At 69.3% G+C, this 17,256-nt stretch carries 13 protein-coding genes; 7 read left to right on the plus strand and 6 right to left on the minus strand.

Features of this window, described 5'->3' with window-relative positions:
- Positions 1 to 44: 44 nt before the first annotated feature.
- The 3 genes from glpK to ABZY57_RS03530 all read right to left on the minus strand — a co-directional run bounded on the left by glpK (position 45) and on the right by ABZY57_RS03530 (position 3,528).
- On the minus strand, positions 45 to 1,571 hold the full coding sequence (glpK, locus tag ABZY57_RS03520; RefSeq protein ID WP_356507687.1) for a glycerol kinase GlpK: 1,527 nt from the start codon (positions 1,569 to 1,571) through the stop codon (positions 45 to 47).
- Between the two features lie 78 nt (positions 1,572 to 1,649).
- Positions 1,650 to 2,432 carry an MIP/aquaporin family protein gene (locus ABZY57_RS03525; protein WP_356507689.1) on the minus strand — a complete coding sequence of 261 codons (783 nt, stop codon included), beginning with the start codon at positions 2,430 to 2,432 and terminating at the stop codon, positions 1,650 to 1,652.
- 328 nt (positions 2,433 to 2,760) lie between these two features.
- Positions 2,761 to 3,528: an IclR family transcriptional regulator gene (locus ABZY57_RS03530; protein WP_356507691.1), complete on the minus strand. Its 768-nt coding sequence runs from the start codon at positions 3,526 to 3,528 to the stop codon at positions 2,761 to 2,763.
- A 261-nt stretch (positions 3,529 to 3,789) separates the two neighbouring features.
- Here ABZY57_RS03530 and metH point away from each other — a divergent pair, with 261 nt between their 5' ends.
- From metH to ABZY57_RS03550, 4 genes are all read left to right on the plus strand, one after another.
- Positions 3,790 to 7,299, plus strand: coding sequence for a methionine synthase (metH, locus tag ABZY57_RS03535; protein ID WP_356507693.1), 3,510 nt, complete (start codon positions 3,790 to 3,792; stop codon positions 7,297 to 7,299).
- A gap of 122 nt (positions 7,300 to 7,421) precedes the next feature.
- Positions 7,422 to 8,123 (plus strand): HAD family phosphatase, encoded by a 702-nt coding sequence (locus ABZY57_RS03540; RefSeq protein ID WP_356507695.1) that lies wholly within the window; start codon positions 7,422 to 7,424, stop codon positions 8,121 to 8,123.
- Positions 8,124 to 8,602: 479 nt separating this feature from the next.
- On the plus strand, positions 8,603 to 10,207 hold the full coding sequence (locus tag ABZY57_RS03545; RefSeq protein ID WP_356507697.1) for an ABC transporter substrate-binding protein: 1,605 nt from the start codon (positions 8,603 to 8,605) through the stop codon (positions 10,205 to 10,207).
- Positions 10,208 to 10,304: 97 nt separating this feature from the next.
- On the plus strand, positions 10,305 to 11,885 hold the full coding sequence (locus ABZY57_RS03550) for an ABC transporter substrate-binding protein (RefSeq protein WP_356507699.1): 1,581 nt from the start codon (positions 10,305 to 10,307) through the stop codon (positions 11,883 to 11,885).
- A gap of 117 nt (positions 11,886 to 12,002) precedes the next feature.
- Here the strand turns inward: ABZY57_RS03550 and ABZY57_RS03555 are convergent, their stop codons facing one another.
- Both ABZY57_RS03555 and ABZY57_RS03560 read right to left on the minus strand, forming a co-directional pair.
- Positions 12,003 to 12,677: a response regulator transcription factor gene (locus ABZY57_RS03555; protein ID WP_356507701.1), complete on the minus strand. Its 675-nt coding sequence runs from the start codon at positions 12,675 to 12,677 to the stop codon at positions 12,003 to 12,005.
- Between the two features lie 75 nt (positions 12,678 to 12,752).
- On the minus strand, positions 12,753 to 13,694 hold the full coding sequence (locus tag ABZY57_RS03560; RefSeq protein WP_356507703.1) for a RecB family exonuclease: 942 nt from the start codon (positions 13,692 to 13,694) through the stop codon (positions 12,753 to 12,755).
- A 242-nt stretch (positions 13,695 to 13,936) separates the two neighbouring features.
- On the opposite strand from ABZY57_RS03560, the gene ABZY57_RS03565 reads away from it, so the two are divergent.
- The 3 genes from ABZY57_RS03565 to ABZY57_RS03575 all read left to right on the plus strand — a co-directional run bounded on the left by ABZY57_RS03565 (position 13,937) and on the right by ABZY57_RS03575 (position 16,887).
- The gene (locus tag ABZY57_RS03565) at positions 13,937 to 15,070 is read left to right on the plus strand and encodes a site-2 protease family protein (RefSeq protein ID WP_356507837.1); all 1,134 of its coding nucleotides are present in this window, start codon (positions 13,937 to 13,939) and stop codon (positions 15,068 to 15,070) included.
- Positions 15,071 to 15,088: 18 nt separating this feature from the next.
- Complete coding sequence (locus ABZY57_RS03570) at positions 15,089 to 16,030, plus strand: tRNA (adenine-N1)-methyltransferase (RefSeq protein ID WP_356507705.1); 942 nt, start codon at positions 15,089 to 15,091, stop codon at positions 16,028 to 16,030.
- 230 nt (positions 16,031 to 16,260) lie between these two features.
- A complete protein-coding gene (locus ABZY57_RS03575) occupies positions 16,261 to 16,887 on the plus strand; it encodes a hypothetical protein (protein WP_356507707.1) in 627 nt (208 codons plus the stop codon).
- A gap of 4 nt (positions 16,888 to 16,891) precedes the next feature.
- Here ABZY57_RS03575 and ABZY57_RS03580 read toward each other — a convergent pair whose 3' ends face one another.
- A complete protein-coding gene (locus ABZY57_RS03580) occupies positions 16,892 to 17,224 on the minus strand; it encodes a ferredoxin (protein ID WP_356507709.1) in 333 nt (110 codons plus the stop codon).
- Between the last annotated feature and the right edge of the window lie 32 nt (positions 17,225 to 17,256).

The following is a 17,256-nucleotide window of genomic DNA, read 5'->3' on the forward strand; positions in this document are numbered from 1 at the left end:
GTCCGTTGACTCCTACTTACTCGTCGATTGCGCCGGCCGTGCGGTCAGCTGGCGTCTTCGTCGTCGACCCAGCCCATGGACCGCTCGACGGCCTTGAGCCAGCTCTTGTACTCGCGCTCCCGCTGCTCGGCGGGCATCCGCGGGGTCCACTCCGCCGCGCGGCGCCAGTTGGCGCGCAGGGCGTCGGTGTCGGGCCAGAAGCCGACGGCCAGGCCGGCGGCGTAGGCGGCGCCGAGGCAGGTGGTCTCGGCGACCATCGGGCGCACCACGGGGGCGTCCAGGAAGTCCGAGAGCGTCTGCATCAGCAGGTTGTTGGAGGTCATGCCGCCGTCGACCTTGAGGGCCGCGAGCTCGACGCCCGAGTCCTTGGTCATGGCGTCGGTGATCTCGCGGGTCTGCCAGGCGGTGGCCTCCAGGACGGCACGGGCGATGTGCGCCTTGGTGACGTACCGGGTGAGGCCGGTGATCACGCCGCGGGCGTCGGAGCGCCAGTACGGGGCGAACAGACCGGAGAAGGCCGGCACGAAGTACGCGCCGCCGTTGTCCTCGACGGAGGAGGCCAGGGTCTCGATCTCGGCCGCGGACTTGATCAGGCCCATCTGGTCGCGCATCCACTGGACGAGCGAGCCCGTGACGGCGATGGAGCCCTCCAGCGCGTAGACCGGCTGCTGGTCGCCGATCTGGTAGCCGACCGTGGTCAGCAGGCCGCTGTAGGAGTTGATGATCTTGTCGCCGGTGTTCATGAGCATGAACGTTCCGGTGCCGTACGTGGACTTCGCCTCGCCCTCGGCGAAACAGGTCTGGCCGAACAGCGCGGCCTGCTGGTCGCCGAGCGCCGAGGCGACCGGGACACCCGCGAGGACGCCCTCCTTGACGTGGCCGTAGATCTCGGCGGAGGACTTGATCTCCGGGAGGACGTTGAGCGGCACCTCCATGGACTCGGCGATCTTCTCGTCCCAGGCCAGGGTGTGCAGGTTCATCAGCATGGTGCGCGAGGCGTTGGTGACGTCGGTGACGTGCACACCGCCCTGGGCGCCGCCGGTGAGGTTCCAGATGACCCAGGAGTCCATGGTGCCGAAGAGGATGTCCCCGGCCTCGGCGCGCTCGCGCAGGCCCTCGACGTTGTCGAGCAGCCAGCGGACCTTGGGGCCGGCGAAGTAGCTCGCCAGCGGCAGGCCGGTCTCGCGGCGGAAGCGGTCCTGGCCGACGTTGCGGCCGAGCTCCTTGCACAGGGCGTCGGTGCGGGTGTCCTGCCAGACCAGCGCGTTGTGGACCGGCTCGCCGGTGTTCTTGTCCCACAGCAGGGTGGTCTCGCGCTGGTTGGTGATGCCGATGGCCTTGACGTCCGCCGCGGTGATCTCCGCCTTCGCGATGGCCGAGGCGACGACCTCCTGGACGTTGGTCCAGATCTCGGTGGCGTCGTGCTCGACCCAGCCCGGCTTCGGGAAGATCTGCTCGTGCTCCTTCTGGTCGACGGCGACGATGCGGCCGTCACGGTCGAAGACGATGCAGCGGGAGGAGGTCGTGCCCTGGTCGATCGCGGCGATGAAGGGGCCGGTGCTGGTGGTCATGGTGGCTGCTCCTGGCAGGTGTCGAAGTAGGCGGAATCAGAATGGCGGTGCGGGAGGCGCCGTGGTGCCGATTGCTGATCAGGCGAACGCGATGTTGTACAGACCGCCGGCGAGCGCGGCGCCCGCGAGGGGGCCGAGGACCGGGATCCAGGAGTAGCCCCAGTCCGAGCCGCCCTTGTTGGGCAGCGGCAGCAGGGCGTGGACGATGCGCGGGCCGAGGTCGCGGACCGGGTTGATGGCGTAGCCGGTCGGGCCGCCGAGCGAGAGGCCGATGCCGACCACGACGAACGAGGTGATCAGGACGCCGATGACGCCGAGGCCCTTGCCGTCGTCCTGCAGGCCCTGGGTCAGGATGGCCAGGACCAGGACGGCGGTGCCGATGATCTCGGTCGTCAGGTTCTGGACGACGTTGCGGATCTCGGGGCCCGTGGAGAAGATCCCGAGCACCGGGCCGGCCACGTCGTGCGGGTGCGGGTCCTCGGGGCCGAGCTTGGCGTCACGGATGTGCTCCGGGTCGGACAGGTGCGCCCGGAACTGGCCGTAGTAGGCGAGCCACATCAGGACCGCGCCGATCATGGCGCCGAGCAGCTGGCCGGCGAAGTAGACCGGCACGTCGCCCCAGGCGCCGTCCTTTATGGCGATGCCGACGGTGACCGCCGGGTTGAGGTGCGCCCCCGAGAGCGGTGCGGAGACGTAGGCGGCGATCAGTACGGCGAAACCCCAGCCGAAGGTGATCGAGAGCCAGCCGGCGCCGCGGGCCTTGGAGCTCTTGAGCGTCAGCGCGGCGCACACGCCACCACCGAGAAGGGTGAGCAGGGCGGTACCGATGGTCTCGCCGATGAAGATGTCGGAGCTGGACACCCGCGACTCCTTTGTCGTTCAGGGGTGGTGGCCGCCGGGTCCCTCCGGCGGTCCACGCACTCGGTGAGTGCTGTATCGGTCCCTGGCCTTGCCACACCCTAACGCGTATTGCCGGTAGGTGTTCGGCATTGCCGACCGATGAACGGCAGTTTTCCGCCCCGGTGAAGCGGGCGTCAAGAGTTGACCAGGCCAATGAGCCGGATCGTTACCGGTCGGTGCGATCGAACGAATTAGGCCAATCCTTGATCATGAAACGACAAAAACCACCCAAATGCCACTTTTGTGCGGCCTTTGGGTGGTCGGGTGGAGCGATGAGGTCACGCCAAGGTCAGAACCGGCCCGCTCCGAGATCGCGCGAAACCGCCCGCGCGCAGTCCCGTACGGACGCCACCAGGGACGCCCGGGGCTCCCCGGACTCCCCGCACACCCGTTCCACCGCGCCCGCGACGGCGACCGCGCCGACCGGCATCCTGCGGCGGTCGTGGATGGGGGCCGCCACCGAGGCGACGCCGTCCCAGGTCTCCTCGATGTCGCTGGCCCAGCCCCGGGCCCGGATCAGGGTCAGCACTTCCTCGAAGGCGGCGCCGTCGGTGACCGTGCGGGGGGTGAACGCCTCCCGCTCCACCTCCAGGACCTGCGTGTGCGCCACCGGGTCGTACGCGGACAGCACCTTGCCCAGGGCCGTGGAGTGCAGCGGCTGCATGGCCCCCACCTCCAGCACCTGACGGCTGTCGTCGGGCCGGAACACGTGGTGCATGATCAGCACCCCGCTCTTGTGCAGCACCCCCACGTACACGCTCTCCCCGCTCGCGCGGGCCAGATCGTCCGTCCAGACCAGGGCGCGCGCCCGCAGCTCGTGGACGTCCAGATAGCTGTTGCCCAGGCGCAGCAGCTCCGCGCCGAGCTGGTAGCGGCCCGAGGCCGGGTCCTGCTCCACGAAACCCTCGGCCTGGAGCGTGCGCAGGATCCCGTGAGCCGTCCCCTTGGCCAGGCCGAGGGAAGAGGCCACGTCCGAGAGCCCCAGCCGGCGCTCGCCGCCCGCCAGGAGCCGCAGCATCGCAGCGGCTCGTTCGAGCGACTGGATGTTCCGTGCCATCGCGCAGCCTCCTGCTGACGTAGTTCGACAATGCTGAACACTATCGGTCGATGCCGACTTCTTGCATGATGAGGGCAGAGTCCACCGATACGAGTCGCCCAGGACGCCCCGGCCGGAAGCAGCCGCCCCCGGGCACAGAATGCAGTCCGCCACGTGGGACGCCCTCACCGGGGCCGGTTCCGCACGGTTACCCTGGCCGCGTGCACCCTTGACACAGAGGGGTGCAAAGCCGACAGCCGTCGCATCCCAGGGAGCTCAAGCATGGCCTCGTTGCCGAACCCGCCCGCAGACACCCAGACCCGGGCCGATGCCCTCCGCCAGGCACTGGCGACCCGCGTGGTCGTCGCCGACGGAGCCATGGGAACCATGCTCCAGGCCCAGGACCCCACCCTGGACGACTTCCAACAGCTCGAAGGCTGCAACGAGGTCCTCAACGTCACCCGCCCCGACATCGTGGCCAACGTGCACCGCGAGTACTTCGAGGCCGGCGTGGACTGCGTCGAGACGAACACCTTCGGCACGAACTACGCCGCCCTCGCCGAATACGACATCGCCGACCGCAACCACGAGCTGTCGCTCGCCGGCGCACGGATCGCCCGCGAGATCGCCGACGAGTTCACCGCCTCCACCGGGCAGCAGCGCTGGGTCCTCGGCTCGATGGGCCCCGGCACCAAGCTTCCCACCCTGGGCCACATCGACTACGGAACCATCCGCGACGCCTACCAGATCAACGCCGAGGGCCTGATCACCGGCGGCGCCGACGCGCTCCTCGTCGAGACCACCCAGGACCTCCTGCAGACCAAGTCCTCCATCGTCGGCGCCCGCCGCGCCATGGAAGCCCTCGGCGTGTCCGTTCCGCTGATCTGCTCCGTGACCGTGGAGACCACCGGCACCATGCTGCTGGGCTCGGAGATCGGCGCCGCGCTGACCGCGCTGGAGCCCCTGGGCATCGACATGATCGGCCTGAACTGCGCCACCGGCCCCGCCGAGATGAGCGAGCACCTGCGCTACCTCGCGCGCAACTCCCGCATCCCGCTCTCCTGCATGCCCAACGCGGGCCTGCCGGTCCTCGGCAAGAACGGCGCCCACTACCCGCTGTCCGCGAGCGAGCTCGCCGACGCGCAGGAGACCTTCGTCCGCGAGTACGGGCTCTCCCTCGTCGGCGGCTGCTGCGGCACCACCCCCGAGCACCTGCGCCAGGTCGTCGAGCGGGTCCGCGGGCTGAACCCGGCCGTCCGCGACCCCCGCCCCGAGCCCGGCGCGTCCTCCCTCTACCAGACGGTCCCGTTCCGCCAGGACATCTCCTACATGGCGATCGGCGAGCGCACCAACGCCAACGGCTCGAAGAAGTTCCGCGAGGCCATGCTCGAAGCCCGCTGGGACGACTGCGTGGAAATGGTCCGCGACCAGATCCGCGAAGGCGCGCACATGCTCGACCTGTGCGTCGACTACGTCGGCCGCGACGGCGTCGCCGACATGCGGGAGCTGGCCGGACGCTTCGCGACCGCCTCCACCCTGCCGATCGTCCTGGACTCCACCGAGGTCCCCGTCCTGCAGGCGGGCCTCGAAAAGCTCGGCGGGCGCGCCGTCATCAACTCCGTGAACTACGAGGACGGCGACGGCCCCGAGTCCCGCTTCGCGAAGGTCACCCGCCTCGCCCAGGAGCACGGGGCGGCGCTCATCGCGCTGACCATCGACGAAGAGGGCCAGGCCCGCACCGTCGAGCACAAGGTCGCCATCGCCGAGCGCCTCATCGACGACCTCACCGGGAACTGGGGAATCCTCGAGTCGGACATCCTCATCGACACCCTGACCTTCACCATCTGCACCGGCCAGGAAGAGTCCCGCAAGGACGGCATTGCCACGATCGAGTCGATCCGCGAGCTCAAGCGCCGCCACCCCGACGTCCAGACCACCCTGGGCCTCTCCAACATCTCCTTCGGCCTCAACCCGGCTGCCCGCGTCCTCCTGAACTCCGTCTTCCTCGACGAATGCGTCAAGGCCGGCCTGGACTCCGCGATCGTCCACGCGTCCAAGATCCTGCCGATCGCCCGGTTCGACGAGGAGCAGGTCACCACCGCCCTCGACCTGATCTACGACCGGCGCGCCGAGGGCTACGACCCCCTGCAGAAGCTGATGGCCCTCTTCGAGGGCGTCAACACCAAGTCGATGAAGGCCGGCCGCGCTGAGGAGCTCCTCGCCCTGCCGCTCGACGAGCGCCTCCAGCGCCGCATCATCGACGGCGAGAAGAACGGCCTGGACGCCGACCTCGACGAAGCCCTCCAGACCCGTGCGGCCCTCGACATCGTCAACGACACCCTCCTGGAGGGCATGAAGGTCGTCGGCGAACTCTTCGGCTCCGGCCAGATGCAGCTCCCCTTCGTGCTCCAGTCCGCCGAGGTCATGAAGACCGCGGTGGCCCACCTGGAACCGCACATGGAAAAGAGCGACGACGAGGGCAAGGGCACCATCGTGCTGGCCACCGTCCGCGGCGACGTCCACGACATCGGCAAGAACCTCGTCGACATCATCCTGACCAACAACGGCTACAACGTCGTCAACATCGGCATCAAGCAGCCGGTCTCCGCGATCCTCGAAGCCGCCCAGGAACACAAGGCCGACGTCATCGGCATGTCGGGCCTGCTGGTCAAGTCCACGGTGATCATGAAGGAGAACCTGGAAGAGCTCAACCAGCGCAAGCTGGCAGCCGACTACCCGGTCATCCTCGGCGGCGCCGCCCTCACCCGCGCCTACGTCGAACAGGACCTCCACGAGATCTACGAGGGCGAAGTCCGCTACGCCCGCGACGCCTTCGAGGGCCTGCGCCTCATGGACGCCCTCATCGCCGTCAAGCGCGGAGTCCCCGGCGCCACCCTCCCCGAACTCAAGCAGCGCCGCGTCGCCAAGCGCGACACGGCGGCGCTCGTCGAGGAGACCGAAGAGCCCGGCGGCCGCTCCGACACCTCCACCGACAACCCCGTGCCCACCCCGCCGTTCTGGGGCACCCGCGTCGTCAAGGGCATCCCCCTCAAGGACTACGCCTCCTGGCTCGACGAAGGCGCCCTCTTCAAGGGCCAGTGGGGCCTCAAGCAGGCCCGCGCCGGCGGAGCCACCTACGAGGAACTCGTCGAGAGCGAAGGCCGCCCGCGCCTGCGCGGCCTCCTCGACAAGCTGCACACCGAGAACCTCCTCGAAGCCGCCGTCGTCTACGGCTACTTCCCCTGCGTCTCCAAGGGCGAGGACCTGATCATCCTCGACGACGCCGGCAACGAGCGGACCCGCTTCACCTTCCCGCGCCAGCGCCGCGGCCGCCGCCTGTGCCTCGCCGACTTCTTCCGCCCCGAAGAGTCCGGCGAAACCGACGTCGTCGGCCTCCAGGTCGTCACGGTCGGCTCCAAGATCGGCGAAGCCACCGCCAAGCTGTTCGAGTCCGACTCCTACCGCGACTACCTGGAGCTCCACGGCCTCTCCGTCCAGCTCGCCGAGGCCATGGCCGAGTACTGGCACGCCCGCGTCCGCGCCGAGCTCGGCTTCGGCGGCGAGGACCCCGCCAAGGTCGAGGACATGTTCGACCTGAAGTACCGCGGCGCCCGCTTCTCCCTCGGCTACGGAGCCTGCCCCGACCTGGAGGACCGCGCCAAGATCGCCGACCTCCTCCAGCCCGAGCGGATCGGCGTCCACCTCTCCGAGGAGTTCCAGCTCCACCCCGAGCAGTCCACCGACGCCATCGTCATCCACCACCCCGAAGCGAAGTATTTCAACGCACGCTGACACGGACCGGCGTACACTAGTCGGTCCCATACAGGCCGGTCACCTGTCGCCCCGGGGGCACGCCCCCACGGGTGAGGTGACCGGCCTTGTCGTCCCCCGAGGACCTTCAGAAAGGTGCGCGCATGACGAGCACAGTCCCCGCCCCCGTCGCCCGTACGGCCGACGGACATGCCCTGCAGGCGGTGCTGCTCGACATGGACGGCACCCTCGTCGACACCGAGGGCTTCTGGTGGGAGATCGAAGTCGGTGTCTTCGGCGAACTCGGACACCGCCTCGACGAATCCTGGCGTGACATCGTCGTCGGCGGCCCCATGACCCGCAGCGCCGGATTCCTCATCGAATCCACCGGCGCCGACATCGGCCTCGCCGAGCTCACCGTCCTGCTCAACGAGCGCTTCGAAGCCCGCATCGCCGACCGCGTCCCCCTCATGCCCGGCGCCGAACGCCTCCTGAGCGAACTGGCCCGCCACAACGTCCCCACCGCCCTGGTCTCCGCCTCCCACCGGCGCGTCATCGACCAGGTCCTGCTCACCCTCGGACGCGACCGCTTCACCATGACCGTCGCCGGCGACGAGGTCCCGCGCACCAAGCCGCACCCCGACCCCTACCTCCTCGCCGCCCACACCCTCGGCGCCCACCCCTCCCGCTGCGCCGTCATCGAGGACACCGCCACCGGCGTCGCCGCCGCCGAAGCCGCGGGATGCAGGGTCGTCGCCATCCCCTCCGTCGGCCGCATCGCACCCGCCCCCGGCCGCACCATCGTCGGCTCCCTCGAAGACGTCGACCTGCCCTTCCTGCGCTCCCTCATCACTCCGCTGAACTGAGCGCGCACGCTCCGTACCGGACGATCCGCCCCGGGACCAAGGTCCCACGGGCGGATCTCCCGCGCCCTACCCCGGAGGCCGAAATTCCATCCCTACCGGGGGAGTTGTCCCAGGTGACCTTTGTCACCCGCAAAGCCCCCTTCGCACCACTGCGCGCCCTCCCGCGCCACCCCTTGTGTCCCCATTGATCAGCACCTGACCGAATCTGTGCACCGCCCCGCGCACACCCCGGGTCAACTCCCGCAACGGAGCGACAACACCCCCGATCCGCACGGTTCAAGCCACCCCTCCACAGGCCACTAATGTCGATCCGGGCACTGCGCCGCACCTCAGCCGTCCCGGATACACACCCCTGTTCCGGAACCGCGTGGACCGATCGTCACACCACCGGCCCGATCGTTCCGCCCTGAACGGGCGACCGTCGCGATGCCCTCCACGCCAGCTTTGAACAAGTGCCGGGTCGAGGGAGTACTTCCAGCATGAACCGCAAGACCATGGCGCTGACGGCAGCCGCCGGACTGCTCACCCCCGCGCTGACCGCCTGCGGCAGCACCAGCGGCGCAGGAGCGGGATCCGGAGCGATCGTCGTCGGCACCACCGACCGGTTCGAGGCGGCCGACTACGCCCCCGCCCCGCTCGACCCCGCCTACGCCTACGACGCCGGCACCTGGAACATCCTCCGCCAGACCGTCCAGACCCTGATGCACACCCCGCGCGGCGGCGGCCAGCCCGTCCCCGAAGCAGCCTCCGCCTGCCGCTTCACCGACACCGGCAACGAGAGCTACCGCTGCGTCCTGCGCCCCGGCCTCACCTTCGCCGACGGCAGCCCCCTCACCGCCCAGGACGTCAAGTTCTCCATCGAACGCGTCCTCGCCATCAAGGACGAGAACGGCCCCTCCTCGCTGCTCTCCACCATCGACACCGTCGAAACCAAGGGCACCGACAGCATCGTCTTCCACCTGAAGACCGCCGACGCCACCTTCCCGTACAAACTCTCCACCCCCGCCGCCGGCATCATCAGCTCCAAGAAGTACGACGCCAAGAAGCTCCGCACCGGCTTCGCCGTCGACGGCTCCGGCCCCTACACCATGAAGGCCGAAGTCAAGGGCAACCGCCTCGTCCGCGCCGTCTTCAGCAAGAACCCGAACTACAAGGGCGACCTGAAGCTCCAGAACGGCAAGGCCGAACTGCGCGCCTTCGACGACTCCGACGCCATGGGCAAGGCCCTGGAACGCGGCACCATCCACATGGTCTCCCGCACCCTGTCGCCCGCCCAGATCACCGAACTCTCCGCCAACCCCCCCAAGGGCATCAAGCTCGTCCCCCTGCCCGGCCTGGAGATCCGCTACCTCGGCTTCAACACCGACGCCCCCGTGGTCAAGGACAAGGCCGTACGCCAGGCCCTCGCCGCCGCCGTCGACCGCAACGCCCTCATCGCCAAGGTCTACGGCAAGTCCGCGCAGCCCCTGTACTCCCTGGTCCCCACCACCCTCAGCGGCCACGTCAACTCCTTCTTCAACAAGTACGGCGAAGCCAACACCGCCAAGGCCGCCGACCTGCTGAAGAGCGCCGGAATCAAGACCCCGGTCAAGCTCACCCTCCACTACACCAACGACCACTACGGCGACGGCACCGCGGCGGAGTTCGAAGCACTCAAGAGCCAGCTGAACTCCACCCAGCTCTTCGACATCACCGTCCAGGGCACCGACTGGGCCGACTTCAGGCCCGCGCAGAAGAAGGGCGACTACGCCGCCTACGGGCTCGGCTGGTTCCCCGACTACCCCGACGCCGACAACTTCCTCGCTCCCTTCCTGGAGCAGGACAACTTCCTGGGCACGCCGTACGCCAACACCACGGTGCGCACCAAGCTCATCCCCGAATCGCGCCGCGCCGTCGACCGAGGCGTCGCCGGCTCCGCGATCGCGGAGATGCAGGACATCGTCGCCGAGGACGTACCCGTCCTGCCCCTGTGGCAGGGCAAGCAGTACGTCGCCGCACGCGACGGGATCACCGGAGCGGAGTGGTCGGTCAACGCCATCTCCGACCTCCAGCTGTGGGAACTCGGCCGCGGCGTCAGCGGCTGACGCCCCGGCACCCGGCCCCGGCCCGTGGCACCACCCCGGGCAGCAACACCATCCAGCAAGAACCAGACGAGCCAGTAAGACTGAGAAGGACGTTCGCGTGAAGACACGGAACCAGTGGTTGGCCGCCCCGCTCGGAGCGGCCACCGCCGCCGCGCTGCTCAGCGGCTGCGGGGCGACGGACGGCTCCCACGCCGGCAGCGGCAAGGGCGTCGTCATGGGCATATCCGACAAGGTGAAGGCCACCGACCCCGCCTCCGGCTACGACCCGGGCTCCTGGCTGCTCTTCAACAACGTCTTCCAGTCGCTGCTCAGCTTCCCCAAGGGCGCCACCACCCCCGAACCCGACGCCGCACAGGTCTGCGGGTTCGAGGGCGGCGAGAGCAAGACCTACGTGTGCACCCTGCGCGGCGGCCTGAAGTTCAGCAACGGCAACAGCCTCACCTCCAAGGACGTCAAGTACTCCTTCGAGCGCACGCTCAAGATCAACGACGAGAACGGCCCCGCCGTCATGCTCGCGTCGATCGGCTCCATCGACACCCCCGACGACAAGACGGTGATCTTCCGTCTCAAGGCCCCCGACGCGACCTTCCCCAGCAAGATCGCATCCGGCGCCGGTTCCATCGTCGACCACACCGAGTACCCCGCGGACAAACTCCGCACCGACGGCAAGGCCTTCGGCTCCGGCGTCTACAAGCTGGACTCGATCAACGACAAGAGCGCCGCCTTCTCCGTCAACGACAGCTACAGCGGCAAGGCCAAGCCGAAGAACAGCGGCGTCACCATGAAGTTCTTCAACGAGGACCAGGCCGCCCTCAAGAAGGTCCTCGAGAGCGGAGACGTCGACTTCGCCTTCCGCGGCCTCGCCGCCAAGGACATCGCCGGCCTCGCCTCCCAGAGCGGCGAGCAGAAGGTCGAGGTCGTCCAGGGCGCCGGCGCCGAAGTCGAACACCTCGTCTTCAACACGAGCGACCCCGTCGCCGGGAAGCTCCCCGTCCGCAAGGCCATCGCCTACCTCGTCGACCGGGAAGCCCTCGTCAGAGAGGTCTACGACGGCACCGCCACCCCGCTCTACTCCATCGTCCCGGCCGGGATCGCCTCCCACACCACCGCCTTCTTCGACCGCTACGGCGGCACCCCCCAGCCCGAGAAGGCCAAGGCCGCCCTCCGCGCAGCCGGCATCAAGGACAAGGTGAAGATCACCCTGTACTCCACGCCGAGCCGCTACGGCCCCTCGACCGACGAGGAATTCCACCTCATCGCCAAGCAGCTCAACGACAGCGGCCTCTTCGAAGCCGACGTCAAGTCCGTCGAGTTCGAGCAGTACGAGAAGGACATCCAGGCAGGCAAGTACGGCGTCTACGTCAAGGGCTGGGTCCCCGACTACCCCGACGCCGACAACTTCACGCAGCCCTTCTTCGGCCCCGACAACGTCCTGCACAACAACTACGACAACAAGGAGATCACCGGGACGATCATCCCGTCGACCTCCGCGAAGTCCGACCGCGGCTCCGCCAGCAGCGACTACGCCCGCCTCCAGGACATCGTCGCCGAGGAGATTCCGCTCCTCCCGCTCTGGCAGGGCAAGCAGTACGCCGTCACCCGCCCGAACGTGACCGGCCTGCAGTGGTCCCTGGACGCCTCCACCGTCTTCCGCTTCTGGGAGATCAGCAAGGGCTGAGTCGCTCCGCCCGGGGCAACCGCAACGGCAACGGGCCCGCCTCCGCACCCAGCGGAAGCGGGCCCGTACCCGTACCCGTACCCGTACCGGCGACCTCGCGGGCAGCGACCGAAACGCCTACTGACCGGCCCCCGGACGCACCAGACCACTCTCGTACGCGTACACCGCGGCCTGCACCCGGTCCCGCAGACCCAGCTTCGTCAGCACATGACCCACGTGCGTCTTCACCGTCGTCTCGCTCACGAACAGATCCGCCGCGATCTCCGCATTGGACAACCCCCGGGCCACCAGCTTCAGCACCTCGACCTCGCGCTCCGTCAACGAAGCGATCATGTCCGGAACCCGGTCCTCGCCCGACGGCAGATGCCCCGCGTACTTGTCCAGCAGCCGCCGCGTGATGCTCGGCGCCAGCATCGCCTCGCCACCCGCGACCACGCGGATCGCCTGCACCAGCTCCGCCGCCGGCGCATCCTTCAGCAAGAACCCACTGGCCCCCGCCCGCAGCGCCTCCACCACGTACTCGTCCAGATCGAAGGTCGTCAGCACCAGCACCTTCGCCGGACCGTCCCGCCCCGGACCCGTGATCTGCCGCGTCGCCTCCACCCCGTCCATCCGCGGCATCCGGATGTCCATCAGCACCACATCGGGCTGCAGCGCCCGCACCTGGTCCAACGCCTGCAGACCGTCCCCGGCCTCGCCGACCACCGCCACATCCTGTTCGGCCTCCAGGATCATCCGGAAACCGGTACGCAGCAGCGGCTGATCATCGACCAGCAGTACGCGGATCGCCACGGGGTCTACCTCGCGTTCATCGGATTCATTCGGACCCCAACGGGGAACCCCGCCCATTCTGCCCTGACCCCAAGATCAGGATTCGCCCCGCCCGGCGGACGGCAGCGCCAGCGGATACACCGGGGGAGTACCACCGAACTCCGGACACACCGCCTGATGATCACACCAGCCGCACAGCTTCGACTGCCGCGGCCGCCAGTCACCCGTCTCCGTCGCCACCCGGATCGCCTCCCACAGCGCCAGGAGCTTGCGCTCCATCCGCTCCAGATCCTCGATCACCGGGTCGTACGTCACCACGTCCCCACTGCCCAGGTACACCAGCTGCAGCCTCCGTGGCACCACCCGCTTCAGCCGCCACACCACCAACGCGTAGAACTTCATCTGGAACAGCGCACCCTCGGCGTACTCCGGACGCGGCGCCTTCCCCGTCTTGTAATCGACGATCCGCACCTCACCCGTCGGCGCCACGTCCACCCGGTCGATGATCCCGCGCAGCCGAAGCCCCGACTCCAGCTCCGTCTCCACGAAGAACTCCCGCTCCACCGGCTCCAGCCGCGTCGGGTCCTCCAACGTGAACCACCGGTCCACCAACGCCTCGGCCTCGCTGAGCCAGCGCGCCAGCCCCGCCCCCTCGTCACCCTCCGGGAACAGTTCCGACAACTCCGGCTTCGACTCCACCAGCCGGTCCCACTGCCCCGGAATCAACGCCTTCGCCCGCGGCGCCGTCCGCTCCGACGCCGGATGATCGAAAAGCCGCTCCAGCACCGCGTGCACCAACGTCCCCCGCGTCGCCGCCGCACTCGGCTTCTCCGGCAACTTGTCGATCACCCGGAACCGGTACAACAGCGGACACCGCATGAAATCACTCGCCCGCGAAGGCGACAGCGAAGAAGGCGCCACGGCCGCCACCTGCGCGGGCACGGCACCGGGCACGGCACCGGGCACCGCACCGGGCACGGAACCGGACACGGGACTGGTCACTGCATCGTCCGGACCGCTGCCGGGGCTCGTCGTCATGGACAAAACCCTACGACCCGCCACCGACAGCACGCGCATACCATCGACGCCGACCCCCCTCGCACTGCATGATCGGAGCATCACACCGCGCAACGGCGCACCCCGGCACCACGGGAAAAAGACACCGGAACCACCGGCGCACCACCGCACCGGACAGCAGCGAACGAAGGACAACCGTGGCAGACACCGACGAAACCGGCGAGCGCGCGGGCCGGCGCTCAGGACCGGGCGGCGGACTCCTCATGGGCCGCCCCTTCGGCGTACCCGTCTACGTCTCGCCCAGCTGGTTCCTCGTCGCCGCCCTCATCACCTGGGTCTTCGGCGACCAGCTCGACCGGATCCTGCCCGACCTCGGCGCCCTGCGCTACCTCGTGGCCCTCTTCTTCGCCGTCGCCTTCTACGCCTCGGTCCTCGTCCACGAACTCGCCCACACCCTCGCAGCCCTCCGCTTCAAACTCCCCGTACGCCGCATCCAGCTCCAGTTCTTCGGCGGCGTCTCCGAGATCGAGAAGGAATCCGAGACCCCCGGCCGCGAATTCGTCCTCGCCTTCGTCGGCCCCCTCCTCTCCCTCCTCCTCGCCGGCGCCTTCTACCTCGGCATGAAGACCGTCGAACCCGCCAGCGTCCCCGGCGTCCTCCTCGCCGGCCTCATGATCTCCAACCTCCTCGTCGCCGCCTTCAACCTCCTCCCCGGCCTCCCCCTCGACGGCGGCCGCATGCTCCGGGCCGTCATCTGGGGCATCACCGGCAAACCCATGGCCGGCACCATCGCCGCCGCCTGGGCCGGCCGCGCCCTCGCCGTCGCCGTCCTCCTCGGCCTGCCCCTCCTGAACTACACCGGGACCCTCGGCAACCCCACCGACGACATCGGCGGCATGGACACCGTCATGGACGCCCTCCTCGCCGCCATCCTCGCCGGCATCATCTGGACCGGCGCCGGCAACAGCCTCCGCGTCGCCCGCCTGCGCGAGCACCTCCCGGAACTCCACGCCCGCAAACTCACCCGCCGCGCCATCCCCGTCGAGAACGCCACCCCCCTCTCCGAAGCCCTCCGCCGCGCCAACGAAGCCGGCGCCCGCGCCCTCGTCATCGTCGACGGACTCGGAGACCCCACCGGCATCGTCCGCGAGAGCGCCATCGCCTCCGTCCCCGAACACCGCCGCCCCTGGGTCGCCTCCGGCACCCTCGCCCAGGACCTCACCGACGGCATGAAGGTTTCAGCAGACCTCACCGGCGAAGAACTCCTCGACCACCTCCGCACCACCCCCGCCACCGAGTACCTCGTCCTCGAACCCGACGGCGCGATCTACGGAGTCCTCTCCACCCTCGACGTCGAAAAGGCCTTCGTGAAGGCCATGGCGCGGCCCCAGTCCTGAAGCCAATACACTGGTCACATGTCCGAACCGACCGGTGCCGCCCGCCGACGCGGGCCCTTCGAGGTCGGGGACCAGGTACAGCTCACCGACCCCAAGGGCCGCCACTACACGTTCACGCTCGAAGCCGGGAAGAATTTCCACACCCACAAGGGTTCCTTCCCGCACGACGAGCTGATCGGCTCCCCCGAGGGAAGCGTTGTCCGTACCACGGGCAACGTCGCCTACCTCGCGCTGCGTCCCCTGCTCCCCGACTATGTCCTGTCCATGCCCCGCGGTGCCGCCGTGGTCTACCCCAAGGACGCAGGCCAGATCCTGGCCTTCGCCGACATCTTCCCCGGCGCCCGCGTCGTCGAAGCAGGCGTCGGCTCCGGCTCCCTGAGCAGCTTCCTGCTGCGCGCCATCGGCGACCAGGGCATGCTCCACAGCTACGAGCGCCGCCCGGACTTCGCCGAGATCGCCACGGCGAACGTCGAGCGCTACTTCGGCGGCCCGCACCCCGCGTGGCAGCTGACCGTGGGCGACCTCCAGGACAACCTGTCCGACACGGACGTCGACCGCGTGATCCTCGACATGCTCGCCCCCTGGGAGTGCCTGGAGGCCGTCTCCAAGGCGCTGGTCCCCGGCGGCATCCTCTGCTGCTACGTGGCCACCACCACCCAGCTCTCCCGGACCGTCGAATCCATCCGCGAGTTCGGCTGCTACGCCGAACCGCAGCCCTGGGAATCGATGATCCGCAACTGGCACGTCGAAGGCCTGGCCGTCCGCCCGGACCACCGCATGATCGGCCACACCGGCTTCCTCGTCACCGCCCGCCGCCTCGCGGACGGCGTCGAGCCGCCCATGCGCCGCCGCCGCCCCTCCAAGGGCGCCTACGGCGAGGACTACGACGGCCCCGGCAGCCAGTCCGCCGCCAAGACCGCCGACACGGCCGAGGCCGCCGGGACCGGCGACCGCAGCTGACGACGAGGAGCGGCCCGCCACCCGGCAGGCCACCCCACCCCACCAACAGACAGACGCTGTGGCGCAGTTCCCCCGAACCACGGGGAACTGCGCCACAGCGTCTTTTCGTTGTCCTGCGGGCCGGCCCCGCACGCGTCACCCCGGTCGGCCCGGACCCACCCGTTCCACCCCGATGTGAGGTGTGGCACGATGCTGGCTCCCCGTCACCCTTCGCACAGGAGACACCCCGCGTGCCGCACAGCCCCGCCGAGCCGGCGCCGAGCAACCCCACCCCGGCGCACTACCGGGCCCGGCCCGTCCACTGGCTCGCCACCGCCTCGGCCCTGGCCGCCGTCGTGGCCGGCGCCGGACTCCTGCAGCCGGACCGGGCCACCGGAGCCTCCGCGGAACCGGGACGCACCGCGAACCCCGTGGCCCCCGCGCGCCCCGCCAACGGCCCCGAGGCGCCCGCCCCCGACGCGCACGCGGCCACGTACCCCCTCGACTGCAAGGGAGCCCCGCACGCCGTCACGGCCACCGCCGAAGGCGACCTCGACGGCGACGGCCGCCCCGAGACCGTCGCGGCCGTCCGCTGCGACGCCGGCTCGGGCACCCCACCGCACGCGATCTACGTCCTCGTCCAGGACCCCGCGAACACCGCGTCCCCCCGCGTCGTCGCCACACTCCTCGAAGCCGGCCGCAAGCAGACCGCGACCGATCTCACCGTCCGCGACGGACTCGTCACCGCGAGCCTCCTCGGCTACTCCTCGCCCGAAGTGCCCCGCTACAGCCCCGACACCAAGCAGCTCGCCAAGTGGCGCTGGACCGGCGGAAAATTCCGCCAGGAGCTTACGGATTCGACCCCCACAGGAGTTTGAACCGTCACTCCGCGTCGGGACCGAAGACTTCCACCCTGTCCGAAACCCGCCTTACATGGATGCAATCCCCAGGACATTCCTTCGCGGAATCCACCACGTCCTGAAGCAGCACCAGCGGAACCGGAGTGGTCGCCCCCGCCTCCACGAGCAACTCGTCCGCAGGGCTCTTCACGTACGCCAGACCATCGATGTCCAGCTCGAACACCTCCGGTGCGTACTGCACACAGATGCCGTCACCGGTGCAGAGGTCCTGGTCGATCCAGACCTCGAGCGGCTCTCCGGCCACGCCGGCGGTGCCCGCAGTCCGCTCGGCCGCTGCCTCCTGCTGCACGGTCATATCTCCTGCCGTTCCCTGCTCTGAGTGATCCA

The sequence above is a fragment of the Streptomyces sp. NPDC006450 genome, from assembly GCF_040612195.1.
GTDB lineage: Bacteria > Actinomycetota > Actinomycetes > Streptomycetales > Streptomycetaceae > Streptomyces.

Coding starts and splice junctions, on each gene's coding strand:
- glpK (WP_356507687.1), bottom strand. CDS start 1,571: ATGACCACCAGCACCGGCCCCTTCATCGCCGCGATCGACCAGGGCACG.
- ABZY57_RS03530 (WP_356507691.1), bottom strand. CDS start 3,528: ATGGCACGGAACATCCAGTCGCTCGAACGAGCCGCTGCGATGCTGCGG.
- metH (WP_356507693.1), top strand. CDS start 3,790: ATGGCCTCGTTGCCGAACCCGCCCGCAGACACCCAGACCCGGGCCGAT.
- ABZY57_RS03540 (WP_356507695.1), top strand. CDS start 7,422: ATGACGAGCACAGTCCCCGCCCCCGTCGCCCGTACGGCCGACGGACAT.
- ABZY57_RS03545 (WP_356507697.1), top strand. CDS start 8,603: ATGAACCGCAAGACCATGGCGCTGACGGCAGCCGCCGGACTGCTCACC.
- ABZY57_RS03560 (WP_356507703.1), bottom strand. CDS start 13,694: ATGACGACGAGCCCCGGCAGCGGTCCGGACGATGCAGTGACCAGTCCC.
- ABZY57_RS03565 (WP_356507837.1), top strand. CDS start 13,937: ATGGGCCGCCCCTTCGGCGTACCCGTCTACGTCTCGCCCAGCTGGTTC.
- ABZY57_RS03570 (WP_356507705.1), top strand. CDS start 15,089: ATGTCCGAACCGACCGGTGCCGCCCGCCGACGCGGGCCCTTCGAGGTC.
- ABZY57_RS03580 (WP_356507709.1), bottom strand. CDS start 17,224: ATGACCGTGCAGCAGGAGGCAGCGGCCGAGCGGACTGCGGGCACCGCC.